This is a genomic window from Luteimonas sp. gir (assembly GCF_037198055.1).
GTDB classification, from domain to species: Bacteria; Pseudomonadota; Gammaproteobacteria; order Xanthomonadales; family Xanthomonadaceae; genus Luteimonas; species Luteimonas citri_A.
Window position 1 is genome coordinate 103,623 of the sequence record NZ_JBBAXQ010000004.1, and the last position, 21,991, is coordinate 125,613.

The 21,991-nt window shown below is 68.5% G+C and carries 20 protein-coding genes and 1 pseudogene; 14 read left to right on the forward strand and 7 right to left on the reverse strand.

Features of this window, described 5'->3' with window-relative positions; translation table 11 throughout:
• Positions 1-93 precede the first annotated feature (93 nt).
• Positions 94-1,037, forward strand: a pseudogene (locus WAF18_RS08150) (IS481 family transposase).
• Here the strand turns inward: WAF18_RS08150 and WAF18_RS08155 are convergent.
• A complete protein-coding gene (locus tag WAF18_RS08155) occupies positions 1,034-2,350 on the reverse strand; it encodes a type II toxin-antitoxin system HipA family toxin (protein WP_337244650.1) in 1,317 nt (438 codons plus the stop codon). The pseudogene WAF18_RS08150 and the gene WAF18_RS08155 sit on opposite strands and share 4 nt — an antisense overlap.
• Positions 2,351-2,352: 2 nt before the next feature.
• On the reverse strand, positions 2,353-2,598 hold the full coding sequence (locus WAF18_RS08160) for a helix-turn-helix domain-containing protein (RefSeq protein WP_337244651.1): 246 nt from the start codon (positions 2,596-2,598) through the stop codon (positions 2,353-2,355).
• 189 nt (positions 2,599-2,787) lie between these two features.
• On the opposite strand from WAF18_RS08160, the gene xth reads away from it, so the two are divergent.
• Entirely contained in the window at positions 2,788-3,567 is a 780-nt protein-coding gene (gene xth, locus WAF18_RS08165; protein ID WP_337244652.1) for an exodeoxyribonuclease III, read from the forward strand.
• A 129-nt stretch (positions 3,568-3,696) separates the two neighbouring features.
• Here xth and WAF18_RS08170 read toward each other — a convergent pair whose 3' ends face one another.
• Positions 3,697-3,957, reverse strand: coding sequence for a GlsB/YeaQ/YmgE family stress response membrane protein (locus WAF18_RS08170; RefSeq protein ID WP_337244653.1), 261 nt, complete (start codon positions 3,955-3,957; stop codon positions 3,697-3,699).
• A gap of 71 nt (positions 3,958-4,028) precedes the next feature.
• Positions 4,029-5,438: an AMP-binding protein gene (locus WAF18_RS08175; RefSeq protein ID WP_337244654.1), complete on the reverse strand. Its 1,410-nt coding sequence runs from the start codon at positions 5,436-5,438 to the stop codon at positions 4,029-4,031.
• Positions 5,439-5,537: 99 nt separating this feature from the next.
• Between WAF18_RS08175 and WAF18_RS08180 the strand changes: the two genes are divergently transcribed.
• From WAF18_RS08180 to WAF18_RS08215, 8 genes are all read left to right on the forward strand, one after another.
• Positions 5,538-6,164, forward strand: a complete 627-nt coding sequence (locus tag WAF18_RS08180; protein WP_337244655.1) for a 4'-phosphopantetheinyl transferase superfamily protein — start codon at positions 5,538-5,540, stop codon at positions 6,162-6,164.
• Positions 6,161-6,817, forward strand: a complete 657-nt coding sequence (gene rsmG, locus WAF18_RS08185; protein ID WP_337244656.1) for a 16S rRNA (guanine(527)-N(7))-methyltransferase RsmG — start codon at positions 6,161-6,163, stop codon at positions 6,815-6,817. The genes WAF18_RS08180 and rsmG overlap by 4 nt, the downstream gene beginning before the upstream one ends.
• Before the next feature lie 110 nt (positions 6,818-6,927).
• A complete protein-coding gene (locus WAF18_RS08190) occupies positions 6,928-7,737 on the forward strand; it encodes an AAA family ATPase (protein WP_337244657.1) in 810 nt (269 codons plus the stop codon).
• Positions 7,734-8,648: a ParB/RepB/Spo0J family partition protein gene (locus WAF18_RS08195; RefSeq protein WP_337244658.1), complete on the forward strand. Its 915-nt coding sequence runs from the start codon at positions 7,734-7,736 to the stop codon at positions 8,646-8,648. The genes WAF18_RS08190 and WAF18_RS08195 overlap by 4 nt, the downstream gene beginning before the upstream one ends.
• A 44-nt stretch (positions 8,649-8,692) precedes the next feature.
• Complete coding sequence (locus tag WAF18_RS08200; RefSeq protein WP_337244659.1) at positions 8,693-9,040, forward strand: DUF2946 family protein; 348 nt, start codon at positions 8,693-8,695, stop codon at positions 9,038-9,040.
• Between the two features lie 308 nt (positions 9,041-9,348).
• Positions 9,349-10,653, forward strand: a complete 1,305-nt coding sequence (locus WAF18_RS08205) for a TolC family protein (protein ID WP_337244660.1) — start codon at positions 9,349-9,351, stop codon at positions 10,651-10,653.
• Complete coding sequence (locus tag WAF18_RS08210; protein ID WP_337244661.1) at positions 10,650-11,609, forward strand: efflux RND transporter periplasmic adaptor subunit; 960 nt, start codon at positions 10,650-10,652, stop codon at positions 11,607-11,609. The genes WAF18_RS08205 and WAF18_RS08210 overlap by 4 nt, the downstream gene beginning before the upstream one ends.
• A 119-nt stretch (positions 11,610-11,728) precedes the next feature.
• Positions 11,729-14,908 carry a CusA/CzcA family heavy metal efflux RND transporter gene (locus tag WAF18_RS08215; RefSeq protein WP_337244662.1) on the forward strand — a complete coding sequence of 1,060 codons (3,180 nt, stop codon included), beginning with the start codon at positions 11,729-11,731 and terminating at the stop codon, positions 14,906-14,908.
• A 284-nt stretch (positions 14,909-15,192) separates the two neighbouring features.
• On the opposite strand, the gene WAF18_RS08220 is transcribed toward WAF18_RS08215, so the two are convergent.
• Positions 15,193-15,501, reverse strand: a complete 309-nt coding sequence (locus WAF18_RS08220) for a hypothetical protein (protein WP_337244663.1) — start codon at positions 15,499-15,501, stop codon at positions 15,193-15,195.
• A gap of 458 nt (positions 15,502-15,959) precedes the next feature.
• Between WAF18_RS08220 and cml the strand changes: the two genes are divergently transcribed.
• The 3 genes from cml to WAF18_RS08235 all read left to right on the forward strand — a co-directional run bounded on the left by cml (position 15,960) and on the right by WAF18_RS08235 (position 19,530).
• Positions 15,960-17,174, forward strand: a complete 1,215-nt coding sequence (gene cml, locus WAF18_RS08225; protein ID WP_337244664.1) for a CmlA/FloR family chloramphenicol efflux MFS transporter — start codon at positions 15,960-15,962, stop codon at positions 17,172-17,174.
• Between the two features lie 51 nt (positions 17,175-17,225).
• Positions 17,226-17,363 carry a hypothetical protein gene (locus WAF18_RS08230; RefSeq protein WP_337244665.1) on the forward strand — a complete coding sequence of 46 codons (138 nt, stop codon included), beginning with the start codon at positions 17,226-17,228 and terminating at the stop codon, positions 17,361-17,363.
• Positions 17,364-17,493: 130 nt separating this feature from the next.
• Positions 17,494-19,530, forward strand: coding sequence for a TonB-dependent receptor (locus WAF18_RS08235; protein WP_337244666.1), 2,037 nt, complete (start codon positions 17,494-17,496; stop codon positions 19,528-19,530).
• A gap of 158 nt (positions 19,531-19,688) precedes the next feature.
• Here the strand turns inward: WAF18_RS08235 and WAF18_RS08240 are convergent, their stop codons facing one another.
• Positions 19,689-20,636, reverse strand: a complete 948-nt coding sequence (locus WAF18_RS08240) for a hypothetical protein (RefSeq protein ID WP_337244667.1) — start codon at positions 20,634-20,636, stop codon at positions 19,689-19,691.
• A gap of 143 nt (positions 20,637-20,779) precedes the next feature.
• On the opposite strand from WAF18_RS08240, the gene WAF18_RS08245 reads away from it, so the two are divergent.
• Positions 20,780-21,223: a hypothetical protein gene (locus WAF18_RS08245; RefSeq protein ID WP_337244668.1), complete on the forward strand. Its 444-nt coding sequence runs from the start codon at positions 20,780-20,782 to the stop codon at positions 21,221-21,223.
• 316 nt (positions 21,224-21,539) lie between these two features.
• On the opposite strand, the gene WAF18_RS08250 is transcribed toward WAF18_RS08245, so the two are convergent.
• Positions 21,540-21,989 carry a DUF4265 domain-containing protein gene (locus WAF18_RS08250; RefSeq protein ID WP_337244746.1) on the reverse strand — a complete coding sequence of 150 codons (450 nt, stop codon included), beginning with the start codon at positions 21,987-21,989 and terminating at the stop codon, positions 21,540-21,542.
• Positions 21,990-21,991 lie beyond the last annotated feature (2 nt).

A 21,991-nucleotide genomic window follows, 5' to 3' on the forward strand; every position in this document is an offset into this window, starting at 1 on the left:
TGCGGCCTAGCTGTGATCTCTCAGTAGGTTGTTCATCCGGGGCATCTCTGGAAGATGGGGGTTACGACGCCAACCAGCCCCCAGGAGCCCCGGATGAACCTGCATAAACATGCCCGTTTGAGTCCTCGCGGTCGAGCCCTGCTCGTGGATCGGGTCCTCGTTCACGGCCTTCGGGTGGAAGAAGCGGCGCATGCAGCGGGCGTCAGCTACGGACCGCCTACAAGTGGTTGAAGCGGTTCCGGGAGGAAGGACCAGAGGGATTGACCGACCGCACTTCCCGGCCGCATACCTGTCCCCATGCCACGCCTGCGTCCATCGTGGCCCAGGTGCTGGAACAGCGCCGTTCGCGTCAGACCTACCGCCAGATCGCCCAGCAGGTGCCCGTGGCACCGAGCACCATCGCCCGGTTGTTGCACCGTGCCGGTCTGCATCGGTTGGCCGAATTGGAGCCGCCTGTGCCGGAGAACCGCTACGAACACGCCCGGCCCGGCCAACTGTTGCATCTGGACATCAAGAAGCTGGGGCGGATCGGCTCGCCGGGCCATCGCGTCACCGGCGACCGGTCGCACCGCCATCGCGGCATCGGCTGGGAATACGTACACCTGGCCATCGACGATCACTCGCGCGTGGCCTTCGGATCCATCGAGCCCGAGGAACGCGGCAGCAGCGCCTGCAAGGCGCTGCTCCGCACGGTTCGCTATTACCGCACCCTGGGCGTGCGCTTCGAGCGGCTGCTGACCGACAACGGCTCCTGCTACCGGTCCCGCCGCTTCCACCGCCTGGTCCGCAGGCTCGGCATGCGCCACTCGCGAACGCGGCCGTACACCCCACGCACCAACGGCAAGGCCGAACGCCTGGTCCAGACCAGCCTGCGCGAATGGGCCTACGCGTGCGCCTACGACAACTCCGAGCAGCGGGCCAATGCCCTCACCCACTGGTTGCACCACTACAACTGGCATCGCCCTCACGCTAGCCTCGGTTACAGGCCACCCATCTCCCGCATCCCGCTGAACAACGTACTGGGTTTACACACCTAGCTCTTCAGACCCGCCAGCAGTCCGCGCATCCGGCGTCCAATGCCTCCACTGACGGACGCGTGCAGCGCCGCCGGAAAGTCCGCGGGCAGTGCGCGTTCGAGCGACGCCAGCGCAGCATCCATTCGGGCGGCGATGTCTTCGATCGCATGGCGCACCAGCGAGGGCGCCAGTCCCGCCGCGTCGCCCGTCTGGAAGAAATGCCGGGCTTGGATCTCGTCGATGCGGTAGTGGTGGTTGTTGCCGACCGACATCGCGAGTTTCATCTGCTTGCGTTCGATCTGTCTCGCATCGAGGCTGAGCTGCGCAGTGAGCACGTCGTACATCGGCGTCAACGCGTACCCACCCCCCGGATGCAGGAAGATGCTGAAGTTCTTGGCGTGGCCGTCGGTTGCACCAATCAGCCAGAAGATCAATTGCGCCTGGAGCAATGTGCGGTGATCGTCGGCGGGCGCGTCGGCGCCCTTCAATAGGTCCGCGATTGCCACGAAGCCAGGACCGCCGTGACTCTGATACTTGCGCGCCGGCGGAACGGACAACGCCTGGCAACAATCCTCCTGCGGCAGGCGAACCAGGCGGCCTTGGCTCCAGACGCGGTCGAAACGCTGGACGACCAATGCCTTGGTCTGACCGAACGTCACGATCTCCGCATGGGCGACCGGCAAACCGAGGTGGCCGAGCAAGCGGAGGCAGTAGAACTCGTTCTCGACGCTGTTGGACAGATCGATGCCATTGGGCAATTGGCCGATCTGCGGCTTGATCAGATGCGTGGTCGGCGTGGTGCCATGCGGCTTCAGCCATTGTCCGTCCAACTGCAGCAGCGCGGTCTTCTCCTGCGCGCCGGCAACCGAGATCCGGAAGTCGTCATCCCGGCGCAGCCCCAACGGGGCCTGCGCCAGCGATTTGAGCAGTTGTTCGATGGCCGCCTCGTCGACCGCTTCGCCCGAAAGCCGCGACGTATCGATCGGCGCCGCATCACCTGCGATGAACTGCAGGGCGCCGATGCAGTCCCGGCCGATCTCGGCCAGCAGGCTGTAGGCATCGATGCCGGCAGCACCAACCTTCTCGGCCACGCGCTTTCGTAGCTCGTCCGAGTCCGGCAACAGGTTCTCGAACACCGCGACGACCGGCTCACCCCGCCAGGGGTCCTCGCGCAAAGGTAGCGACAGCGAGACCGGGAAGGCCTTGCTGCCGCGGTCCAGCCACGCGCGGTCGTAACGGAACTCGATCGCGCCGCTGGGCTCTTTTTGCAGATGTCCGACCAGCCGGTCGTTCTGGTAGACGCGTAGCGGCGGATGTCGGCGTGCCCGGGCCATGCTCAGACCAGATCCAGGGGGTCGGCCCCGCGGCTGCGGGCGGCGATCCGCAGTTCCAGATCGAGTGCCGCTAGCACGGCCAGCACCGTGTCGAGCCGGGTCGCCGGATTGCCAGTCTCGATCAACGAGATCGTCTCCTGTCGCAGGCCGACGCGCTCGCCCAGCGCGCGCTGGCTCATGGCAAGGCGCTTGCGGTGACGGCGGATGGTGGCGCCGATCTGCTTGGGGGTACGGGCCAGGTCGTGCATCGCGGTCTCCTTGGCTCAAGACTATGCGCCAATCGCGATAAGTTGACAATATCGGAATCAGCGCATATTTATGAATTATTAGCCAATCCCGATAATTATGCTTTATCGTACTTGGCGCATAGGATGTCGCGTTCGCGTTGTCGCACCAGGCCGCCCGGCCTCTCCAAGACATCAACAAGTGACCACTGAATGAAGATCGCCAGCTGGAACGTCAATTCGCTCAATGTCCGCCTGCCGCACCTCGAGCAGTGGCTGCGCGAGGCGCAGCCGGACATCGTCGGGCTCCAGGAAACCAAGCTCGAGGATGCGAAGTTCCCCGACTCCGCGCTCGCCGCGCTGGGTTACCGCAGCGTGTTCTCCGGCCAGAAGACCTACAACGGCGTCGCGTTGCTGGCGCGCGAGCGTGCGATCGCCGACGTGCAGATCGGCATTCCCGGCTTCGAGGACGACCAGAAGCGCGTGATCGCCGCGACGATCGACGGCGTGCGCGTGATCGACCTCTACGTCGTCAACGGCCAGGACGTGGGCACCGAGAAGTACGCCTACAAGCTGCGCTGGCTCGAGGCGGTGCACGACTGGGTCGCGCGCGAACTGGCGATCCACCCCCACCTGGTGGTGCTGGGCGACTTCAACATCGCACCCGATGCGCGCGACGTGCACGACCCCGAAGTCTGGAACGACAGCCACATCCTCACCTCGAGCGCCGAGCGCGACGCACTGCGCCGGCTGCAGGCGCTGGGCCTGCACGACGCGTTCCGCCTGCATCACGCGCAGGGCGGGATGTTCAGCTGGTGGGACTACCGCCAAGCCGCGTTCCGCCGCGACCTCGGCCTGCGCATCGACCTGACGCTGGTCTCCGACGCCCTGCGCGACCGCGTACTGGCCTCAGGCATCGACCGCGAACCGCGCACTTGGGATCGACCCAGCGACCACGCGCCGGCCTGGGTCGAGCTGCGCCTGGACCCGTAGCCGCGGGAAGACGCAGACAACACGCGCCGCACCGACACGACTCCAAAACCGGGGTCAGAGTGCAATTTCGCTTCGCAGAATTGCACTCTGACCCCGGTTTAAAAATCGACTCTGACCCCGGTTGTGGGGTCAGCGGCGGAACAGGTTGACGATCGCCAGCAGGATGACCGCGCCCAGGAAGGCAGTGACCAGGAAGCCGAGCCAGCCGCCGCCCACGTTCAGCCCGATCCTGGGCAACAGCCAGCCGCCGATGAAGCCGCCGACGATGCCGACCACGACATTGAGCACGATGCCCTGGCCGCGGCTGCGCATCAGCAGGCTCGCCAACCAGCCGGCGATGCCGCCGACGAACAGATAGAACACCCAGGACCAGAACGACGTCGGTTCCATGCCAGCCAACCTCCAACTGCGAAAGGGAACCGCCGGGCACGCCGGCGGCCGTCAGCACACAAACGACGCGCTCAGGCCACCGCGTCGCCGAGCAGAGCGTCCAGCGCGGCGCGCGGCAGCTTGCCGGTCTCGTTGCGCGGCAGCGCGTCCACCCGGCGCAGCCGCCGCGGCAGGAACACCGGATCGGTGCTCTCGCGCAGCGCGGCCAGCAGCGTCGCGTCGTCGAGCGCAGGATCGGCGACCACGACGGCCGCGATCCGCCGCACCCCGTAGGCATCGGCGGTCGTCGCCTGGCAGATCACGCCATCGCGCACGCCCTCGATCGCCAACAGCCGGCGGGTGAGATCGGCCAGCGACGCACGCTTGCCGGCGATCTCGATCATGTCGGCCTGGCGACCGCGCAAGACGAAATGCCCGTCGGCGTCGAGCTCGACGATGTCGGCCAGCATCCGCGGCTCGGGCAGGTGCGGCGCGGTCACCAGCGTGCCGTCGGGCACCGGCTGCAGGCGCACGCCCGCGAACGGCGTCCAGGCGGTCTCGCAGGCGGTCCGGCGGCGGGCGAAGATGCAGGTCTCGGTCGAACCGAACAGCTCGCGCACCTCGCACCCGAAGCGCGCCTCGGCCTGCGCGGCCAGCGCCTGCGGCAGCGGCGCGGTCGCGGTCGCGATCGCAGCCAGCGGCGGCAGTGCCACACCCGATTCGACCAGCGTGCGCAGGTGCACCGGTGTGGTCACCAGCAGGGCCGGCGCCGGCGCATCGCGCAGCGCCGCGGCGATGTCCTCGGGGAAGAACGGTCGCGCGTCATGCACCGCCACGTTGCCCAGCAACGGCAGCAGGACCGACATCTCCATGCCGTACATGTGCTGCGGCGGCACCGTCGCCACCACCGGCAACGTCGCCCCGCCGTGCAGGTCGGCCAGCGCCGCCAGATTCTGCGCGGTGCTGGCGTGGAAGCTGCCCCAGGTCTTGGCGTTGGCGGTCGGCACGCCGGTGCTGCCGGAGGTGAAGCCGATCGCGACCACCGCATCGGCGGCGAGCGTGGGCAGGTCGTCGCCGAAGGCCAACGGCAGGGCCTCGGGCAGGCGCAGATAATGCGGCGGCATCGCACCCGATGCGGGGGCGCCGGCCTCGCAGCCGCAGTCGCCGCGATCGCCGACGCAGTAACTGTCGGGGTGGCGCGCCCGCACGTCGTCGATCGCCCCGCGCGTGCGCGAGGGCGGCAGCAGCGTCGTCTGCCCGCGCAGCGCAACCGCGCAGAACGCGACCAGGAAGCGGTAGCGGTCCTCGCACAGGTTCAGCGCGCATGGCGCGTCGGGCAGCATCGCGGCCACACCGCGCACATGCGCCAGGAACGTCGCCAGCGGCACCGGGCCCTGCGCACCGAACGCGACCGCGCGTGCGCCTTCGCCCGCGGCCAGCGGCAGCCGCCCGGCATCTTGCGCTTCCCCCACGCCCCCCTGTTCCCACACGACTGCCGACATCCGCACTGCGCTCCTCGTGACCTGGCCCGCGCGCCCCGGCGGCATCGCGTATCCGACGTTTTAGCTTACGCTGGACGCCCCGCGGCATGCCAAGTGCGGATGTTCAGCCCATACAGCAGCCTGCGTACAGGCCCGGTCCGCTGCGCCTGGCGCGACTACCGACGTGGCCAGTCGGCCGAAACCCTGATCCGCCCCTGGCTGGCCGCCGAGCTGGCAACCGACGATGCCCGGATCGACCTGGCCCGCGATGCCCGCGGCCGGCCGCGGCTGCGCCTCGCTGCCGAGGCGCCTGGCGAGGCCCCGACCCGCTTTGACATCAACTGGAGCCACAGCGGCGAGGCACTGGCGGTCGCGCTCGGCGACGGCGTCGATGTCGGCATCGACATCGAATGGCTGCGTCCACGGCCGCAGGCGATGGCGCTGGCGCGGCGGTTCTTCGCCCCCGAGGAGGCCGACGCGCTTGCCCGGCTGCCGGCAGCCGAGGCCGAGACCGCGTTCGTCCAGCTGTGGTGCGCCAAGGAAGCGGTGCTCAAGGCCCACGGCCACGGGCTGTCGTTCGGTCTGGAGCGGCTGACCTTCGCCGCCCGGGACGCGCACTGGTCGCTGGTGGCCTGCGATCCCGCACTCGGCCGCCCCGAGGACTGGCGCATCGAGGCGTTCTCGCCGCTGCCCGGCTACCTGGCGACGCTGGCCTGGCGGCCGCGGCTTCTACAATGCCCGCCATGACCGACCCCCACGACCCCGCGCTGCGCGCCGACCTCGACGCTGGCCTGCGCGCCCTCGACCTCGACCCGGCCCTGGCCGCGCCGCTGCTCGACTACCTCGCGCTGCTCGCGCGCTGGAACCGCACCTATAACCTCACCGCGATCCGCGAGCCGCGCGAGATGGTCGTGCGCCACCTGCTCGACTCGCTGGCGATGACGCCCCATGCGGCCGGGCTGGCAACGCTCGCCGATCTGGGCACCGGTCCCGGGCTGCCCGGCATTCCGCTGGCGATCGCGCTGCCTGAGCTGCGGGTGACCCTGGTCGAGTCCAACGGCAAGAAGGCACGCTTCCTGCGCGAGGCTGTACGCCAGTTGCGTCTTCGCAACACCGAAGTGGCCGAGTCCCGGATCGAGGCGGTCGACCGGCCCGGCGCGTTCGCCGCGATCACCGCGCGCGCGCTCGCCACCCTGCCCGACATCCTCGTCGCCGGCGGCCACCTGCTGGCCGATGACGGCCGGCTGCTGGCGATGAAGGGCCAGCGGCCCGACGACGAGATCGCCGCGTTGCCGGACGCCTGGCGGCTGGAGGCGGTGCACCCGCTGCGGGTGCCGGGCCTGGAGGCCGACCGCCATCTGGTCGTCATCGCGCGCGCATCGGACGGCGACGGCGCCTGAACCGCATCGGCGCCGGCCGGTGCGCCCGAACCCCTGCCCGCCTTAGGGCATAATCCCCCTCCGGACGCCGCATGGCGCCCGGCTCCCGTCCTCAACCGCGCCCGGAGCCCATGGCCCGCATCATCGCCATCGCCAACCAGAAAGGCGGCGTCGGAAAGACGACCACAGCGGTCAATCTGGCCGCGGCGCTGGCGCGTACGCCCAAGCGCGTGCTGCTGGTCGACCTCGATTCGCAGGGTAACGCGACGATGGGCTGCGGCATCGACAAGTCGATCGTGCCGGTCTCGACCTGCGACGTGCTGCTGGCCGAGGTCGAGGCGATGGACGCGATCGTACAGACCGAGGAAGAGGTCGACCTGATTCCCGGCAACACCGACCTGACGGCGGCCGAGGTCGAGCTGATGAACGCCGAGGACCGCGAGCAGCGCCTCAAGCGCGCGCTCGCGCCGCTGCGCGACCGCTACGACTTCATCATCATCGACTGCCCGCCGGCGTTGTCGCTGCTCACGCTCAACGCGCTGACCGCCGCCGACTCGGTGCTGGTGCCGATGCAATGCGAGTACTACGCGCTCGAGGGCCTGTCGGCACTGCTGCAGACGATCGACGCCCTCAAGCAGAACCTCAACCCCGCGCTCGAGATCGAAGGCGTGCTGCGCACCATGTTCGACGTGCGCAACAACCTGGCCAATGCGGTCTCGGCCGAACTGACCGCCCACTTCGGCGACCAGGTGTTTCGGACCATCGTGCCGCGCAACGTGCGCGTCGCCGAGGCCCCCAGCCACGGCCAGAGCATCGTCGGCTACGACCGCGCCTCGCGCGGCGCCGTCGCCTACCTGGGCCTGGCCAGCGAGATCCTCCGCCGCGAGCGCGCGCGGACACCGCCCCACCAGGACGCCACCGCCACGGAGACCCCGGCATGAGTACGGCCAAGACGCCCGCCAAGAAGCGCGGCCTGGGACGCGGCCTCGAAGCACTGCTCGGCCCCAAGGCCGCCGCCGAGGCGCCGAGCCTGGAGGCCACCGAGGCCGACACCCTGCGCACGCTGCCGATCGATGCGCTGACCGCGGGCCGCTACCAGCCGCGCAAGCATTGGGACCCCGACAAGCTCACCGAGCTGGCCGAGTCGATCCGCGCCCAGGGCGTGATTCAGCCCATCGTCGTGCGCGAGTTGCCCGACCGCACCTACGAGATCATCGCCGGCGAACGCCGCTGGCGCGCCTCCAAGCAGGCTGGCCTGGCCGACGTGCCGGTGGTCGTGCGCAACGTCGAAGACCGCACGGTCGTGGCGATGGCGCTGATCGAGAACATCCAGCGCGAGGACCTCAACCCGCTGGAGGAAGCCCAGGCGCTGCAGCGGCTGATCGACGAGTTCGACCTCACCCACGCCCAGGCCGCCGAGGCCGTGGGCCGCTCGCGTGCGGCGGTGTCCAATCTGCTGCGTCTGCTCGAACTGCCGCCGGCGATCCGCATCCTGGTCGAGTCCAAGCAACTGGAGATGGGGCATGCGCGCGCGCTGCTCACACTCTCGCCCGAGCTGGCCAGCAAACTCGCCAGCGACGCGGTCGAGCACGGCTGGTCGGTGCGCGAGGTCGAACACCGCGCGCAACAGTTCGCGGCCGGCCGGGTGCCAGGCGGCAACGGCCGCAGCGCCGCGCGCAGCAAGGTCCGCCCGCAGGCCGACATCGTCTCGCTGGAAAACGAACTGTCGGAGACCCTGGGCACGCGGGTCTCGATCGCCAATGGTCGCGGCAACAAGGGCCGGCTGGTGATCCACTACGGCAACCTCGAAGCGCTCGACGGCGTGCTCGAACGGCTGCGCGGGGCGCGCTGAGTCTGGAATTGTGTAACGCCGCGCCTTGCCTCTAGGCTGCGCGGATGCACGTCTCCCCCACCCGCCTGTCCTGGTCGCGCCAGCTGCTGCTGGCGCTGCTGGTACTGGGCCTGGCGATCGCGCCGGTGCTGGTGGCGATGGGCAACACCTACGAACTCGTTCGCGGCGAGACTGCCGCCGAGCACGACGCGACGGCGCATGCGCACGCCGACGATGGCGACCTGCTGCATGCGGTCGCCCACTGCGCCGGCTGCGGCGCGCACACCCCGGCGCTGCCGCCGGTGCTGCCGGCACTGGCGCCACTGGTCCTGGTCCGGCCCGCCTATCCGCACCCCGGCGACGCCCCGACCCGCCGGCACGAACGCCTGCTGCGTCCCCCGATCGCCGCCTGAGCCCGCTGGCGTCCGCGCGCATCGCGTGCCGGACGGTCGCAGGTGCCCGACACACGTCGCCGTCCGGCGTCGTGAGGCAGGCCGACAGGCCAGGCCACGACCGACGCCAGGCCGCGCCATCGCAGCTCACCGTGCGCACGCACACGGTGCCGAGCTGAGCATCCGTCCGCACCCGTCCCGGTCCCGACACGCGCCCGACGCGCCCACCAGCGCTGCTGAGGCCCGGCGCGCGTCCGCGCGGAGCCGGTCCTGACCCTCGCACTGCTGCCGGCCGATCGCCGGCGGCGACCACGATCGGAGTGTGTCCCATGCTGTTGCGACTGGCGGCCTGTGCCGCCCTCGCCGTCGCGCCGTGCCTCGTGCCGGCGCAGGCGGCGCCCCCTGCTGTGCCCGTTGTGCCGATGTCGCCCGCCCCGACGGCAGCGCAGGTCCTGACCCTGGACGCGGCGTTCGTGCGCGTTGCGCAGGCCCACCCCGGCCTGCGCCTGGTCGATGGCCGCGGCGCGGTGCTCGCCGCCGAGCGCGACCTCGCCGCGCTGCGCCCGCCGCTGGAAGCCGGCTTCGAGCTCGAGAACCTGGTGCCCGACGCGCCCGGACGCACGCTGGAAGCGACCCTGTCGCTGGCCGGCGTGTTCGAGCGCGGCGGCAAGCCGGACGCACGTCGCGCGCTGGCGCAGACCCGGATCGATGCGCTCGCACTCGAGCGCGAAGCCGCGCGTGTGGACCTGCTCGCCGAAACCGCACGCCGCTACCTGGACGCCGTGGTCGCCGCGCGACACCAGCGTCTCGCCGACGACGAGATCGCCGAGCAGGCCCGCGTGGTCGCGGCCGCGCGCCGTCGCTTCGAGGCCGGCGCCGCGCCCGAAGCGGTCGCGCTCGCCGCCCAAGCGATGCAGGCCCAGGCCGAACTGCGCCGCGCGCGCGCACAGGCCGAAGGCGAGGCCGCACGACGCAGCCTGGCGATGCTCTGGGGCACGCCCGCAACCGACTTCGCGGTGACCGACGCCGACCCGCTGGCCCTGCCGGAGATCGCCACATTCGCCGAACTGCGCGCGCTGCTCGAGCGCACCCCCGAACTGCGCCGCTTCGGCGACCAGCGCCGCATCGCCGAGGCCCGTGTGCAGTTGGCACGCAGCGCACGCACCCCCGATATCGGCTGGCGACTGGGCGTTCGCCACGACCAGGACAGCCGCGATGTCTCGCTGCTGGGCGGCATCACCGTGCCGCTGGGCAGCCGCGCGCGCGCGCAGCCCGAGATCCGCGCCGCCGAAGCCGAACTGGCGCTGCTCTCGGTCGAACGCGAGGCCGGTGATCTCGCACTGCAGGCCACACTCGCCGAGGCGCACGGCCGCTATCTGGTCGAGCGCGCGCAGGTGCAGCGCTTGCAGGCCGACGTGCTGCCGCAGCTGGCACGCGCGCTGACCCAGACCGAACGCGCCTGGTCCGCCGGCGCCGCGACCTACCTGGAATGGGCGCAACTGCTCGACGCCCGCCGCGACGCGCTGCGCCAGCAGCTCGACGCCGCCGAAGCCGCCCAGCGCGCGCTGATCGAACTGCAACGCCTGACCGGCGAGCCGCTCGCGCGGTCCACCACGACCGGAGACACCCCATGACGATCCACCTCCCCGCCCGCGCGCTGGCCCTGCTGCTGTTGACGGCGCTGGCCGCCTGCGGCGCGCCCGACAGCACGCCTGCCACGGCAGACCAGCGCGATCAACATGCCGACAGCGACGAAGACGCACACGGCCACGACACCGCGGTCGTCGTGCCCGACGCGATCGCGCGCGACATCGGCCTGCGCACCGCGCCCGCCGGGCCGGGCACGATCGCCGACCAGCACGAAGTGCAGGGTCTGCTGACCACGCTCGAGACCGGCAATGCCCGCGTGACCGCCCGTTTTCCCGGGCCGATCCGCCGCCTGCATGCCGAACTGGGCGATGTCGTGCGGGCCGGCCAGCCGCTGGCGACCATCGACAGCAATCTCAGTCTGTCGGCCTACACCGTGACCGCGCCGATCAAAGGCACCGTGCTCGCGCGCGACGCCGCAGTCGGCCAGGTCGCCGGCGAAGGCGCGGTGCTCTACGAGATCGCCGACCTGTCGACGCTCTGGGTGGACCTGCACGTCTACGGCCGCGATGCCGAGCATCTGGCGCCCGGCTCGCCGGTCACGATCACCCGCCTGGGCGATGGCGCCACCGCGCAGACGCGCATCGAGCGCGTGCTGCCCGCGACCGCGACCGCCAGCCAGAGCACGGTGTCGCGCGCGCGCCTGGACAACGCCGATGGCCAATGGCGCCCCGGCGCCGCGGTCCGCGCGCAGGTCACCGTTTCGCTGCAGCAGGCCGCCCTCGTGGTCCCGCTGAGCGCGCTGCAGCGCATGGACGAGCGCGATGTGGTGTTCGTGCGCAAAGGCGAGCGCTACGAAGCGCGGCCGGTGTCGCTGGGCCGCCGCGATGCGCAGCAGGTCGAGATCCTCGATGGGATCGCCGCTGGCGACGACGTGGTGATCGCGCAGAGCTACACGCTCAAGGCCGAACTCGAGAAAGCGGGCGCGACCCATGCGCACTGACATGACGTTCCCCACGCTGTGCCGCGCCCGCGGACATGCCCATCGCGCGCCTGCGGCCGCCTTGTGCGCATGCACAGGACCGCACGCCGCCGCACCCGCGCCGCACGGAGGATGCCCGGATGCTTGAGTCGATGATCCGCCTGGCCATCCGCCATCGCTGGCTGGTGCTGCTGGCCACGCTCGCGTTGATCGCCGCCGGCGTCTGGAGCTTCCTGCGATTGCCGATCGACGCCACGCCCGACATCACCAACGTGCAGGTGCAGGTCACCACCGCCGCGCCCGGCTACGCGCCGCTGGAGACCGAGCAACGCATCACTTTCCCGATCGAGACCGCACTGGCCGGTCTGCCGCGGCTGGACCACACCCGCTCGCTGTCGGCCTACGGCCTGTCGCAGGTGACCGTTGTGTTCGAGGACGGCACCGACCTGTACTTCGCACGTCAGCAGGTGGCCGAACGGCTGCAACAGGTGCGCGGCCAGGTGCCCGACGGCATCGAGCCCACGCTCGGCCCCGCAGCCACGGGTCTTGGCGAGATCTTCATGTACACCGTCGAGGCCGAGGCCGGCGCGCGCAAGCCCGACGGCAGCGCCTACACCGCGACCGACCTGCGCACGCTGCAGGACTGGGTGATCCGTCCGCAGCTGCGCACCGTGCCCGGGATCACCGAGGTCGACACCGTCGGCGGTTTCGAGCGGCAGATCCACGTCACGCCCGACTCGGCGCGGCTGGTCGCGCTCGACGTGCGCTTCGACGACATCGTCGCCGCCATCGAGGCCAACACCCGCAACGTCGGCGCCGGCTACATCGAACGCAACGGCCAACAGTTGCTGGTACGCGTGCCCGGGCAGGTCGCCGACCTCGAGGCGATCGGCAACATCGTGCTGGTCCGGCGCGACGGCGTGCCGCTGCGCGTGCGCGATGTCGCCGAGGTCGGCGAAGGCCGCGAACTGCGCACGGGCGCTGCGACCAAGGACGGCGGCGAGGTCGTGCTGGGCACGGTGTTCATGCTGGTCGGCGAGAACAGCCGCACCGTCGCACGCGCCGCGGCCGCGCGGCTGGAGGCCGCCAATGCCAGCCTGCCGGACGGCGTGCACGCCACCGCGGTGTACGACCGCACGGCCCTGGTCGACCGCACGGTCCGCACCGTGGCCCGCAACCTGATCGAAGGCGCGCTGCTGGTGATCGTGGTGCTGTTCCTGCTGCTGGGCAACGCACGCGCCGCCCTGCTCACCGCATTGGTGATTCCGCTGACGATGCTGTTCACCGTCATCGGCATGCGCCAGGGCGGGGTCTCGGGCAACCTGATGAGCCTGGGCGCGCTCGACTTCGGGCTGATCGTCGACGGCGCGGTGATCATCGTCGAGAACTGCCTGCGCCGCTTCGGCCAGGCACAACAGCGTCTGGGCCGCCTGCTCGACACCGACGAGCGCCATGCCCTGGCGGCCAGCGCCACCGCCGAGGTCATCCGCCCAAGCCTGTTCGGCCTGGGCATCATCGCCGCGGTCTACGTGCCGGTGTTCGCGCTCGACGGCGTCGAAGGCAAGATGTTCCACCCGATGGCGATCACCGTGGTGCTGGCGCTGACCGGCGCGATGTTGCTGTCGTTGACCTTCGTACCAGCGTCGATCGCCCTGCTGCTGCGCGGCCGTGTGGCCGAGCACGAGAACCGCGCGATGCGCGCCGCGCGTCGCGGCTATGCGCCGCTGCTCGACGCCGCCCTGCGCCATGGCCGCTGGCTGGTCGCCGGCGCCGCGGCGCTGGTGCTGGGTTGCGGCTGGCTGGCCACCCGCCTGGGCAGCGAGTTCGTGCCGAGTCTGGACGAGGGCGACATCGCGCTGCATGCGATGCGCATCCCCGGCACCGGCATCGAGCAATCGGTGGCGATGCAGCGCGCGCTCGAACGGCGCCTGTTGCAAGCGCCCGAGGTCGCGCACGTGTTCTCGCGCATCGGCACCGCCGAAGTCGCCAATGACCCGATGCCGCCCTCGGTCGCCGACACCTTCGTCATCCTGCATCCGCGTAGCGACTGGTCACAGCCGCGCAAACCGCGCGCCACGCTGGTGGCCGAGATCGAAGCGCTGGCGCAAGCGATGCCCGGCAGCAACTACGAGTTCACCCAGCCGATCCAGATGCGCTTCAACGAGCTGATCTCCGGCGTGCGCAGCGACGTGGCCGTGCGCATCCAGGGCGACGACCTCGACGTGCTGCAACGCCTGGCCGGGCAGGTCGAGACCGTGCTGCGCAGCATCGACGGCGCCGCCGACGTACGCACCGAAGCCGTCGACGGCCTGCCGCTGCTGGAGATCGCCCCCGACCCGCGCGCAATGGCCCGCTACGGCCTCAACCCCGGCGACGTGCAGCGCGTGGTCGCCGCCGCGATCGGTGGCCAGACCGCCGGGCAGTTGTTCGAAGGCGACCGCCGCTTCGACATCGTCGTGCGCCTCCCTGAGGACCGGCGTACCGACCCGGCCGCGCTCGCCGACCTGCCGATTCCGCTCGGTACGGCGCCCTCGCCCGACGAGGCCGGCCGCGACGACACCTGGACCGCAGGCGCTCCGCGCACGGTGCCGCTGCGCGAGGTCGCCGAGATCCAGACCCGGCTGGCCCCGAACCAGATCACGCGCGAGAACGGCAAGCGCCGCATCGTCGTCACCGCCAACGTGCGCGGCCGCGACCTCGGCGGCTTCGTCGAAGACCTGCAGGCACAGGTGCGCGCGCGCGTGCCCCTGCCGACCGGCACCTGGATCGACTACGGCGGCACCTTCGAGCAACTGGTCTCGGCCGGCCAGCGCCTGCGCCTGGTGGTGCCGGCGACGCTGGCCGCGATTCTGGTGCTGCTGTTTCTGGCGTTCGGCTCGCTGCGCGATGCGCTGGTGGTGTTCAGCGGCGTGCCGCTGGCGCTGACCGGCGGTGTGCTGGCGCTGGCGGCGCGCGGCATCCCGCTGTCGATCTCGGCCGGCGTCGGCTTCATCGCGCTGTCGGGCGTGGCCGTGCTCAACGGCCTGGTGCTGGTGGGCTTCATCCGCCGGCTGCGCGCCGACAGCCTGCCGCTCGCGGCCGCGATCCACGACGGCGCCCTGACCCGCCTGCGCCCGGTGCTGATGACCGCCCTCGTCGCCTCGCTCGGCTTCGTGCCGATGGCCTTCAACGTCGGCGCCGGCGCGGAAGTGCAACGCCCGCTGGCCACCGTCGTCATCGGCGGCATCGTCTCCTCGACCCTGCTGACGCTGCTGGTACTGCCCGTGCTGTACCGCTGGGCGCATCGACGCGAGCACCGAACCGCGGAGGCGGGTGTGTGATCGATCCCTGGCGCAATGCCCGCCGAGACACAGCCGAACTGCACCAGGGACAGTGCAGCCCGCCAAAGTCCGGAAAATGAAGACCGCTGCATGACTCGGTTAAGGCAGGCGCTGCTTGGCGCCTGCATCCTCCAATGTCGCATGCTGCATCAGCAGCATGCGCGTCGGGGCCAGCCGACGGCGCCCAGTCGCCTGTTCGATTTCACCCGGGAGACGATGGCCGTTGTTGGGGGCGGACGGGGCGACGTCTTCTGAGTACCAGGCCACCCGCGACCCCGACGCGGTCAACCCAACTTCCTGTAAATCGCAGGATTGAGGTCTCGGCATGACCCGCTTTCATTGCCCCGGTTCAACTCGACCCTGACCCCTTCGCTAAAGTCCGGCCCCTCCTGGAGACGCACGCGCAGAGCAACTCCGCAATCGAACCAACGATTCGTCTCGAGGATCTTTTCAACTTGGATCTGCGAGCCAAGCGTCAGCCGCCGCCGATATGCCACCTCCGAGCCGCCGATGCCGGGCGGGGGAATCAGGGTGACATAACTCGTAGCAGCGCCGGAGTGCGCCCTGACCCCGTACGCATCGATGGCGCCCACGATTTCGTATCGACTACGACCAGAGCTCTATACGCAGGCTCATCACTGACGTCTTCAAGTGCGACCTCCGAGCACGATTGCACCAGGAGTAGCACCGGCAGTAGTCGAGCCCACTTGGATACTCTCTTCACGTGTCCACCGCGTCGCGCGATACCTGACGCTCACTCTAGTGGAATTGCCTCACACCGACCGCGGCGTTGAATCACCACCATTCCACCGTTGTCCTCGACAGGCGGCTGGCGACACGGCTTTGCGCCTGCCTGGCGTTCGCAGCCGAGGTTGACTAGAGTCTGCAGATCAACCGTGCGTTCCAGCATTCCGACATGGCAGCAGGCCCGTCCACAGATCGCTAAGCCGCAGCGACGTGTTCCACCAGTCGTTGCGGCGGTCTTTCCTCGATCTCGAATCACCGAGCAGGCAGATCGCCGCCAGATTCCATTCTGCGCGGGTGCTTTGCCATGTCCGAAACTAAATCTCCCAACTGGGCTTACTCCCTGCCATCGACATTGCTGTTGATGGTCCCCTTCGATCTGCTCGCCTCACTGGCGATGGATGTCTATCTGCCGGTGGTGCCGCAGATGCCGGCCGCGCTGGCCACCTCGCCGACGATCATCCAACTCACGCTCAGCGCCTACATGCTGATCCTCGGCCTGGGCCAACTGATCTTCGGCCCACTCTCCGACCGGATCGGGCGACGCCCCGTCGTGCTGGGCGGTGCAGGCGTCTTTGCGCTGGCCTCCTTGCTGGTGGCCATTACCAGCAGTGGCGGCCAGTTCCTCGTGCTGCGCGTGATTCAGGCTCTGGGCGCCTCCGCCGCGCTTGTCGGCACGTTCGCCACCGTGCGCGACGTGTATGCCGACCGGCCCGAGAGCACGACGATCTACGGGTTGTTCAGCGCGATCCTGGCGTTCGTGCCGGCGCTGGGCCCGATCCTGGGCGCAGTGGTGGCGCTGACCCTGGGCTGGCGGGCGATCTTCGCCCTGCTTGGCGTGATCGCGGTGATTGCGCTCGTCCGTGCATGGCCACGCTGGCATGAAACCCGCCCCAAGGCCGCATCAAAGCCGGGGCCGCGCCTTGCATCGATCCTGCGTAACGGGGCGTTCTGGGTCTACACGATCGGCTTTGGCACCGCGATGGGCAGCTTCTTCGTGTTCTTCTCCATCGCGCCGCGTGTGCTGATCGACGGCGCAGGCTGGGGCCAGATCGAGTTCAGCCTGGCCTTCGCCTCGGCGGCACTGGCGATGATCCTCACCACGCGCGTCATCCCGCACTGCGTCAAGCGGTGGGGCATCCAGGGCTGCTTTGTGCGGGGAAGCGGCACCCTGGCCGCCGGCGCGATGGTGCTGGCCGCATTATCCGCGTGCACTGCGCCCAGCTTCGTCACCTTCGTCATGCCGATGTGGCTGATGTGCGTGGGCATCGTGATGATCGTGTCCGTCACCGCGAACGGCGCCCTTGCCGATTTCGCGGATGCTGCCGGCACCGCCGTCGCACTGTACTACGCCATCCAGAGCCTGATCGTCAGCGGCGTGGGGACCCTGTCGGTGCTGATGTTCAATGGCGCGACGCCCTGGCCGCTGGTGGCGTACGGCCTGGTCATGCCCACGGTCAGCCTCGCCGGCTTCGCAGTCCTGCGGCGGACATCTGCCTTGGGACGGCGTCCGGGAGACTGAAGGTGGCGCCGACGCCCAGTTGGCCGCATCGGCGCACCCGGCAGCACACGCATGCCAACCCGCGCCCTGCTCGCACTGCCGCTGGTCTCGGCCATCGCGCTGCCGCTGCTCGCTGCCTTGCTGCTGGTGGTGCTGGCGTTCGACCGCTGGGTGCGGCCGCGTGTGGCCCTGTTGCGGTGGTTGCAGTGAGTGCGCGCTACCAGGCCGTGAGCGCGCACCTACGGCCTGGATGCGCGTGAAATGTAATGTTATTACATGATAGATTGCGCGCCCGCGCCGGCCCCGAGGTCGGCATCTCCCCCATCCCCACGCCATTCCCATGCCCGCCCACCCCCTGCATCTCGCCCTGATCGCCGCCCTGACGAGCGGCGCCGCCCACGCCCAATCGGTCGACACCACGATGGGCACCCTGCATGTGCACCAGGCCCGCGGCCAGCTGACCGCACACGAAGTGCTGACCTCGGTCGACGTGCTCGGGGCCGAACGCATCGAGGACCAGACCGTGGCACAGAGCTGGGAACTGCTCGGCCAGATGCCGGGCATGCAGCTCACCGAGACCCGCCAGGGCGCCGAGTCGGGCAAGGTCAGCTTCCGTGCGTTCAATGGCGAGGGCTATCTCAACGCCATCAAGACCCTGATCGACGGCATTCCCAGCAACGTCAACAGCGGCAACCAGCGCTTCATCGACATGCTGTTTCCGCTGGAGATCGACTACATCGAAGTCGTGCGCGGCACCAACGACCCGCGCTACGGCCTGCACAACATCGGCGGCAACATCAACTTCGGCACGCGCCAGGGCGGCACCTACACCGATGGCCGGCTGACCTACGGCAGCTTCGCTACCCGCCAGGCACAACTGGCCGTGGGCCGCGAACACGGCGACTTCGCGCAGAACTACTTCGTCGGCGTCCAGACCTCGGACGGATACCGCGACCACGACCGCTCGGAGAAGTACGCATTGGGCGGCAAATGGTTCTACGGCAGCCTCGAGGACGGCATGCGCATCGGCCTCACCGCACGCGCCTACCGACACCAGGCCGACGAACCCGGCTTCATGACCGCCGAAGAACTGCAGGCCGGCCGTCGGCGCTCGGCGCCGCGCAATGCTCACGATGGCGACGACCGCAGCATGCGTCAGTTCGGCCTGCACATGGACCTGGCGCTCACCGAACAGCTGATGCTGGGCACCAAGCTCTACCACAACCGCTACCACGACGACCGCCGCATCACCTTCAGCGACATGCCCACCGGCAACGCCCCGCGCCAACGCCGCGTCTGGGACGAGGCGCAGTCGGGCCTGCTCGCCACACTCACCTGGGCGGCCCACCCGGCCCTCACCCTCGAAGCCGGCGCGAACTACGAGCAGCAGCACAACGGCTACGTGCGCGAACGCTTCGCCTACAGCGTGCCGACCGATTTCGATGCCACGCCCGCACGCATCCAGAACGACGACCACCACACCTTCAACAACGCAGGCGCGTACCTGCAGGCGATCTGGCAACCGACCGCGTCCTTGAAGATCGTGCCGGCCTATCGCATCGACCGCTTCGACGGCGCCACCCAACTGCCCGGCGGCGTGCGCGCCCCATTGCAGGACTACGGCACGATCGGCCAGCCCAAGCTCAGCGTGGTCTACGGGCTCGATGCCGACACTAACCTCTATGCCAACTGGGGCCGCACCTTCCAGGTGCTCACCGGCAGCACGCCACCGGCCTACCTCACGCCCGGGCAGGCAGCGATGCGCCCCTCCACCAACACCGGCATGGAAGCAGGCCTGCGCTTCAGCCCGTTCGCCGGCACCCGCGGACGCGTGGCGGTGTGGCAGCAGGATGCCGAGAACGAAGTCTCCAATATGCCCGCCACCGGCACGACCGTGGTGCTGGGCAAGACCCGCCGCCGCGGCGTGGACCTGCAGTTCGATGCGCAGATCGGCGAGCGCTGGACGCTGTGGGCCTCGCACGCCTACCAGGAGGCGAAGATCGAACGTGACGGCCGTGCGCCGGGCGTGTCGATCGAAGGCAATGAAGTCGCCGCAACCCCCCGCACCATCAGCAACCTCGGCCTCGACTACCGCGCCACCGATGCCCTGCAGTTCGGGCTGCAAGGCCGGGCGCAAGGCGACTACTACCTCGAAGAGCGGAACCTCACCGACAAGTTCGGCGACTTCGCAGTGCTCGACCTGAGCGCCAAGCTCCGCCTCACCCCGAGGACCAGCGTGGACGTGCAACTGCGCAACGTCACCGGACGCGAGTACGTCTACGCCTGGTACGACAGCTTCTTCTGGGAAGAGGCCCGGCCCATGTTCTCGCCGTCGGCGGGGCGGAGTGCGTTTGTGTCGGTGACGGTGAGGCTGTAGCGAGCGTTGCCTGCGCAGCGCCATGACCGCGACTCAGAAGCCGATATCAATTACGTCATGTTTGATGCGCTGAATAGATGTCGTCTGCCAGATGCAAGAAACGGAAGAGGCGACGTGCGAGCCAGGCAGTTTCGCTTCCTGCATGAACGCAGACAGCCTTAAGGCCTATTCTGCAGACAGGTATTGGGCGCGGTCCTCAGGCTGGGCGAAGTCCTGAAGTGATCATCAAAGACCGTCCTCACCCAACGATCGGCCTGGGCGATCTCTTCCTCGTCATGGGGAAAGACCGGCCGTTCCATGACGTTATCCAAGTAGCGGGCGTAGTTGCCAACCGCACCCATCCTCAGAAGGCGATTCATCCTGTAGATCGTGAGCTGGTCAACCGTCGTCAGCTGGTAAACAAGACCTCGTTCTTCGGCGACGCCTCGGCTGGCCACTCTCAGGATTTCAACGACCCGCCAATCGCCTCTCGACAAGGCGGCCTCCACGTACTGCGGCGCGCGGTCCGCGTAGTCCGTGTGCTCTTGCGCTGTCCAAGGCCTTGGCAACTTGAAGTCCGCATTGACGTAGCAAAGCTGAGCGTCGACATCCCCCAACGCTGCAGCTCGTGAGGTGTACTCGAAATTCTTCTGCTCCGCCTCGCCTGGGTCCAGCGAGCTGCATGACGACAGTCGCGCGTTGTCGGCAGCTGCTGACCCCAGGATAAGGGCTTTGCGCCGTTCGCAGAACGCCTTCAGATCCGCATCGCCCTCCGCCCCCACACTGTTACACATCCCAAGCTGGTGCTCAGCCAACGCAATCTTCCGCATCGCCATCACGCATTGATTCGCGTCTTGGAAATCCTTCGCGGCAGAGCGTCTAAGCTGAAGCAACGCGGTATCGGGACGGAGATGCGCCGCGTTCGGCGACAGCGAAGACGTCGTTTCAGCGCCTTGTCGGCGGTCGTGGGCCGCGAGGCCGGCCCCTGTAGACACTGATGCCTGAGCAGCCTCGGCGGCATTCACCGACCTGGGTGCCGTGAAGCTGAAGTACAGCAATGCTGCCGCGCCGACCGCCAGCGCCGCGGCGGTCATGATTCTTGAGACACGGCGATCAGGCATCTTCATGAACGTTCGTCAGCGTGCGACTACAGGATCGAGCGTATGCGGCCACGTCGGCGAACTCGATATCATCTCTGGCAGGCAATCGGCGGGCAAGGCGTCCATATGATCAGACACGGCGGCCAAGAACGGCATGCGGGAGCGCCATGATGGGCTTCCAGCTGGTCGGCAACCGCCTGACGATCGCATCGTGCGTGGTGGCAATGGTGGCCGGATGCCGAACTGAATCTGCGATCGATCCTGCCCAGGTGCGGCTCGCACGCACCGCGCCTTCGGATAACGCCATCACATATGGACTGGCGCCCCTTCGCGGCACGGTGACTGTGGAGCGAGGATGCCTGAGCCTGGAATCCACCGATCGGGGCACTGTCGTACTCGTCTATCCGCACGACTACCGTATGGGTACGGTTGACGGAGGATTGAGCGTGCTCGACGCAGACGGCGAATCGGTTCTGGTCGCTGGTCGCCCGGTGGAGATCGGCGGCGCATTGCTTGACTCTGAGCCGGCAGCACGAACTGTACCCGCCGAGGACAGGGCGCTGTGCGAAGGTCCGTTCTTTCTCGTGCTGCCACAGCCGGCCCGATACCTGTGATCTAAGCCGGCGGCGTCAGGCCAATCGCCATCTCAAATGTGGCCGCAATCGCCTCCGCGCCCAAGCAGCGCCCAGCATGCGTCCCCCTCGCCCCCTCGCCTTGCCGGAATCCAGGCTGCAGTATGGAGCAGCGCAGTAACTCCTGCCGCCCAGCACTCTAGCCTGCACGAGCCTACTCAAAGGCCATGCCAGCTCCGAGCAACGCATAACCGCTTTCGATGGCAGGCCGCACCACCAAAAATGGCATCGAACTCATGCCGGTCTCGGCTAAAAAATCAAGGAACCATAATTCAGATTCTACTAAATGGCGTTCTTGCTAAAAATTTAGTTCGTGCCGCAACGCGCCCTCTTCAACATCTATAATCCCCCTCTCCTGCCGTTCAACAATGTAGTCCAAGAACGGCTGAATCGATCTAGATGCCGGCACTTCAGCTGCAATCAAGCCTACGTGCTGATTGTACTCAGAGCTACATCCCAGCGCCTTTATGTCATCTCGCAAATTTTCGCTATCCGATGGGTCGACGGGGATGATTCTAAAAGTGGATGCGCCGGAAGGCTTTATCAATCGATCAAAGAATAGCTCATCACCTTCATTCTTAACCGAGACCTCATCGCCGGCGCTTAACCCCATAACAAAGAACGGAATATTGTCGATAAGATAGTTACCGCTGGGCAGTGGCGTAGCCCACAAGCGCTCGTAGTCAGAGGGCGGATAACCGTCCTCATCGCGCTCCAAACGGAATACAATCTTTTTATGACCCGTCATTT

Coding starts and splice junctions, on each gene's coding strand:
- WAF18_RS08155 (WP_337244650.1), bottom strand. CDS start 2,350: ATGGCCCGGGCACGCCGACATCCGCCGCTACGCGTCTACCAGAACGAC.
- WAF18_RS08160 (WP_337244651.1), bottom strand. CDS start 2,598: ATGCACGACCTGGCCCGTACCCCCAAGCAGATCGGCGCCACCATCCGC.
- xth (WP_337244652.1), top strand. CDS start 2,788: ATGAAGATCGCCAGCTGGAACGTCAATTCGCTCAATGTCCGCCTGCCG.
- WAF18_RS08170 (WP_337244653.1), bottom strand. CDS start 3,957: ATGGAACCGACGTCGTTCTGGTCCTGGGTGTTCTATCTGTTCGTCGGC.
- WAF18_RS08175 (WP_337244654.1), bottom strand. CDS start 5,438: ATGTCGGCAGTCGTGTGGGAACAGGGGGGCGTGGGGGAAGCGCAAGAT.
- WAF18_RS08180 (WP_337244655.1), top strand. CDS start 5,538: ATGTTCAGCCCATACAGCAGCCTGCGTACAGGCCCGGTCCGCTGCGCC.
- rsmG (WP_337244656.1), top strand. CDS start 6,161: ATGACCGACCCCCACGACCCCGCGCTGCGCGCCGACCTCGACGCTGGC.
- WAF18_RS08190 (WP_337244657.1), top strand. CDS start 6,928: ATGGCCCGCATCATCGCCATCGCCAACCAGAAAGGCGGCGTCGGAAAG.
- WAF18_RS08195 (WP_337244658.1), top strand. CDS start 7,734: ATGAGTACGGCCAAGACGCCCGCCAAGAAGCGCGGCCTGGGACGCGGC.
- WAF18_RS08200 (WP_337244659.1), top strand. CDS start 8,693: ATGCACGTCTCCCCCACCCGCCTGTCCTGGTCGCGCCAGCTGCTGCTG.
- WAF18_RS08205 (WP_337244660.1), top strand. CDS start 9,349: ATGCTGTTGCGACTGGCGGCCTGTGCCGCCCTCGCCGTCGCGCCGTGC.
- WAF18_RS08210 (WP_337244661.1), top strand. CDS start 10,650: ATGACGATCCACCTCCCCGCCCGCGCGCTGGCCCTGCTGCTGTTGACG.
- WAF18_RS08215 (WP_337244662.1), top strand. CDS start 11,729: ATGCTTGAGTCGATGATCCGCCTGGCCATCCGCCATCGCTGGCTGGTG.
- cml (WP_337244664.1), top strand. CDS start 15,960: ATGTCCGAAACTAAATCTCCCAACTGGGCTTACTCCCTGCCATCGACA.
- WAF18_RS08230 (WP_337244665.1), top strand. CDS start 17,226: ATGCCAACCCGCGCCCTGCTCGCACTGCCGCTGGTCTCGGCCATCGCG.
- WAF18_RS08235 (WP_337244666.1), top strand. CDS start 17,494: ATGCCCGCCCACCCCCTGCATCTCGCCCTGATCGCCGCCCTGACGAGC.
- WAF18_RS08240 (WP_337244667.1), bottom strand. CDS start 20,636: ATGAAGATGCCTGATCGCCGTGTCTCAAGAATCATGACCGCCGCGGCG.
- WAF18_RS08245 (WP_337244668.1), top strand. CDS start 20,780: ATGGGCTTCCAGCTGGTCGGCAACCGCCTGACGATCGCATCGTGCGTG.
- WAF18_RS08250 (WP_337244746.1), bottom strand. CDS start 21,989: ATGACGGGTCATAAAAAGATTGTATTCCGTTTGGAGCGCGATGAGGAC.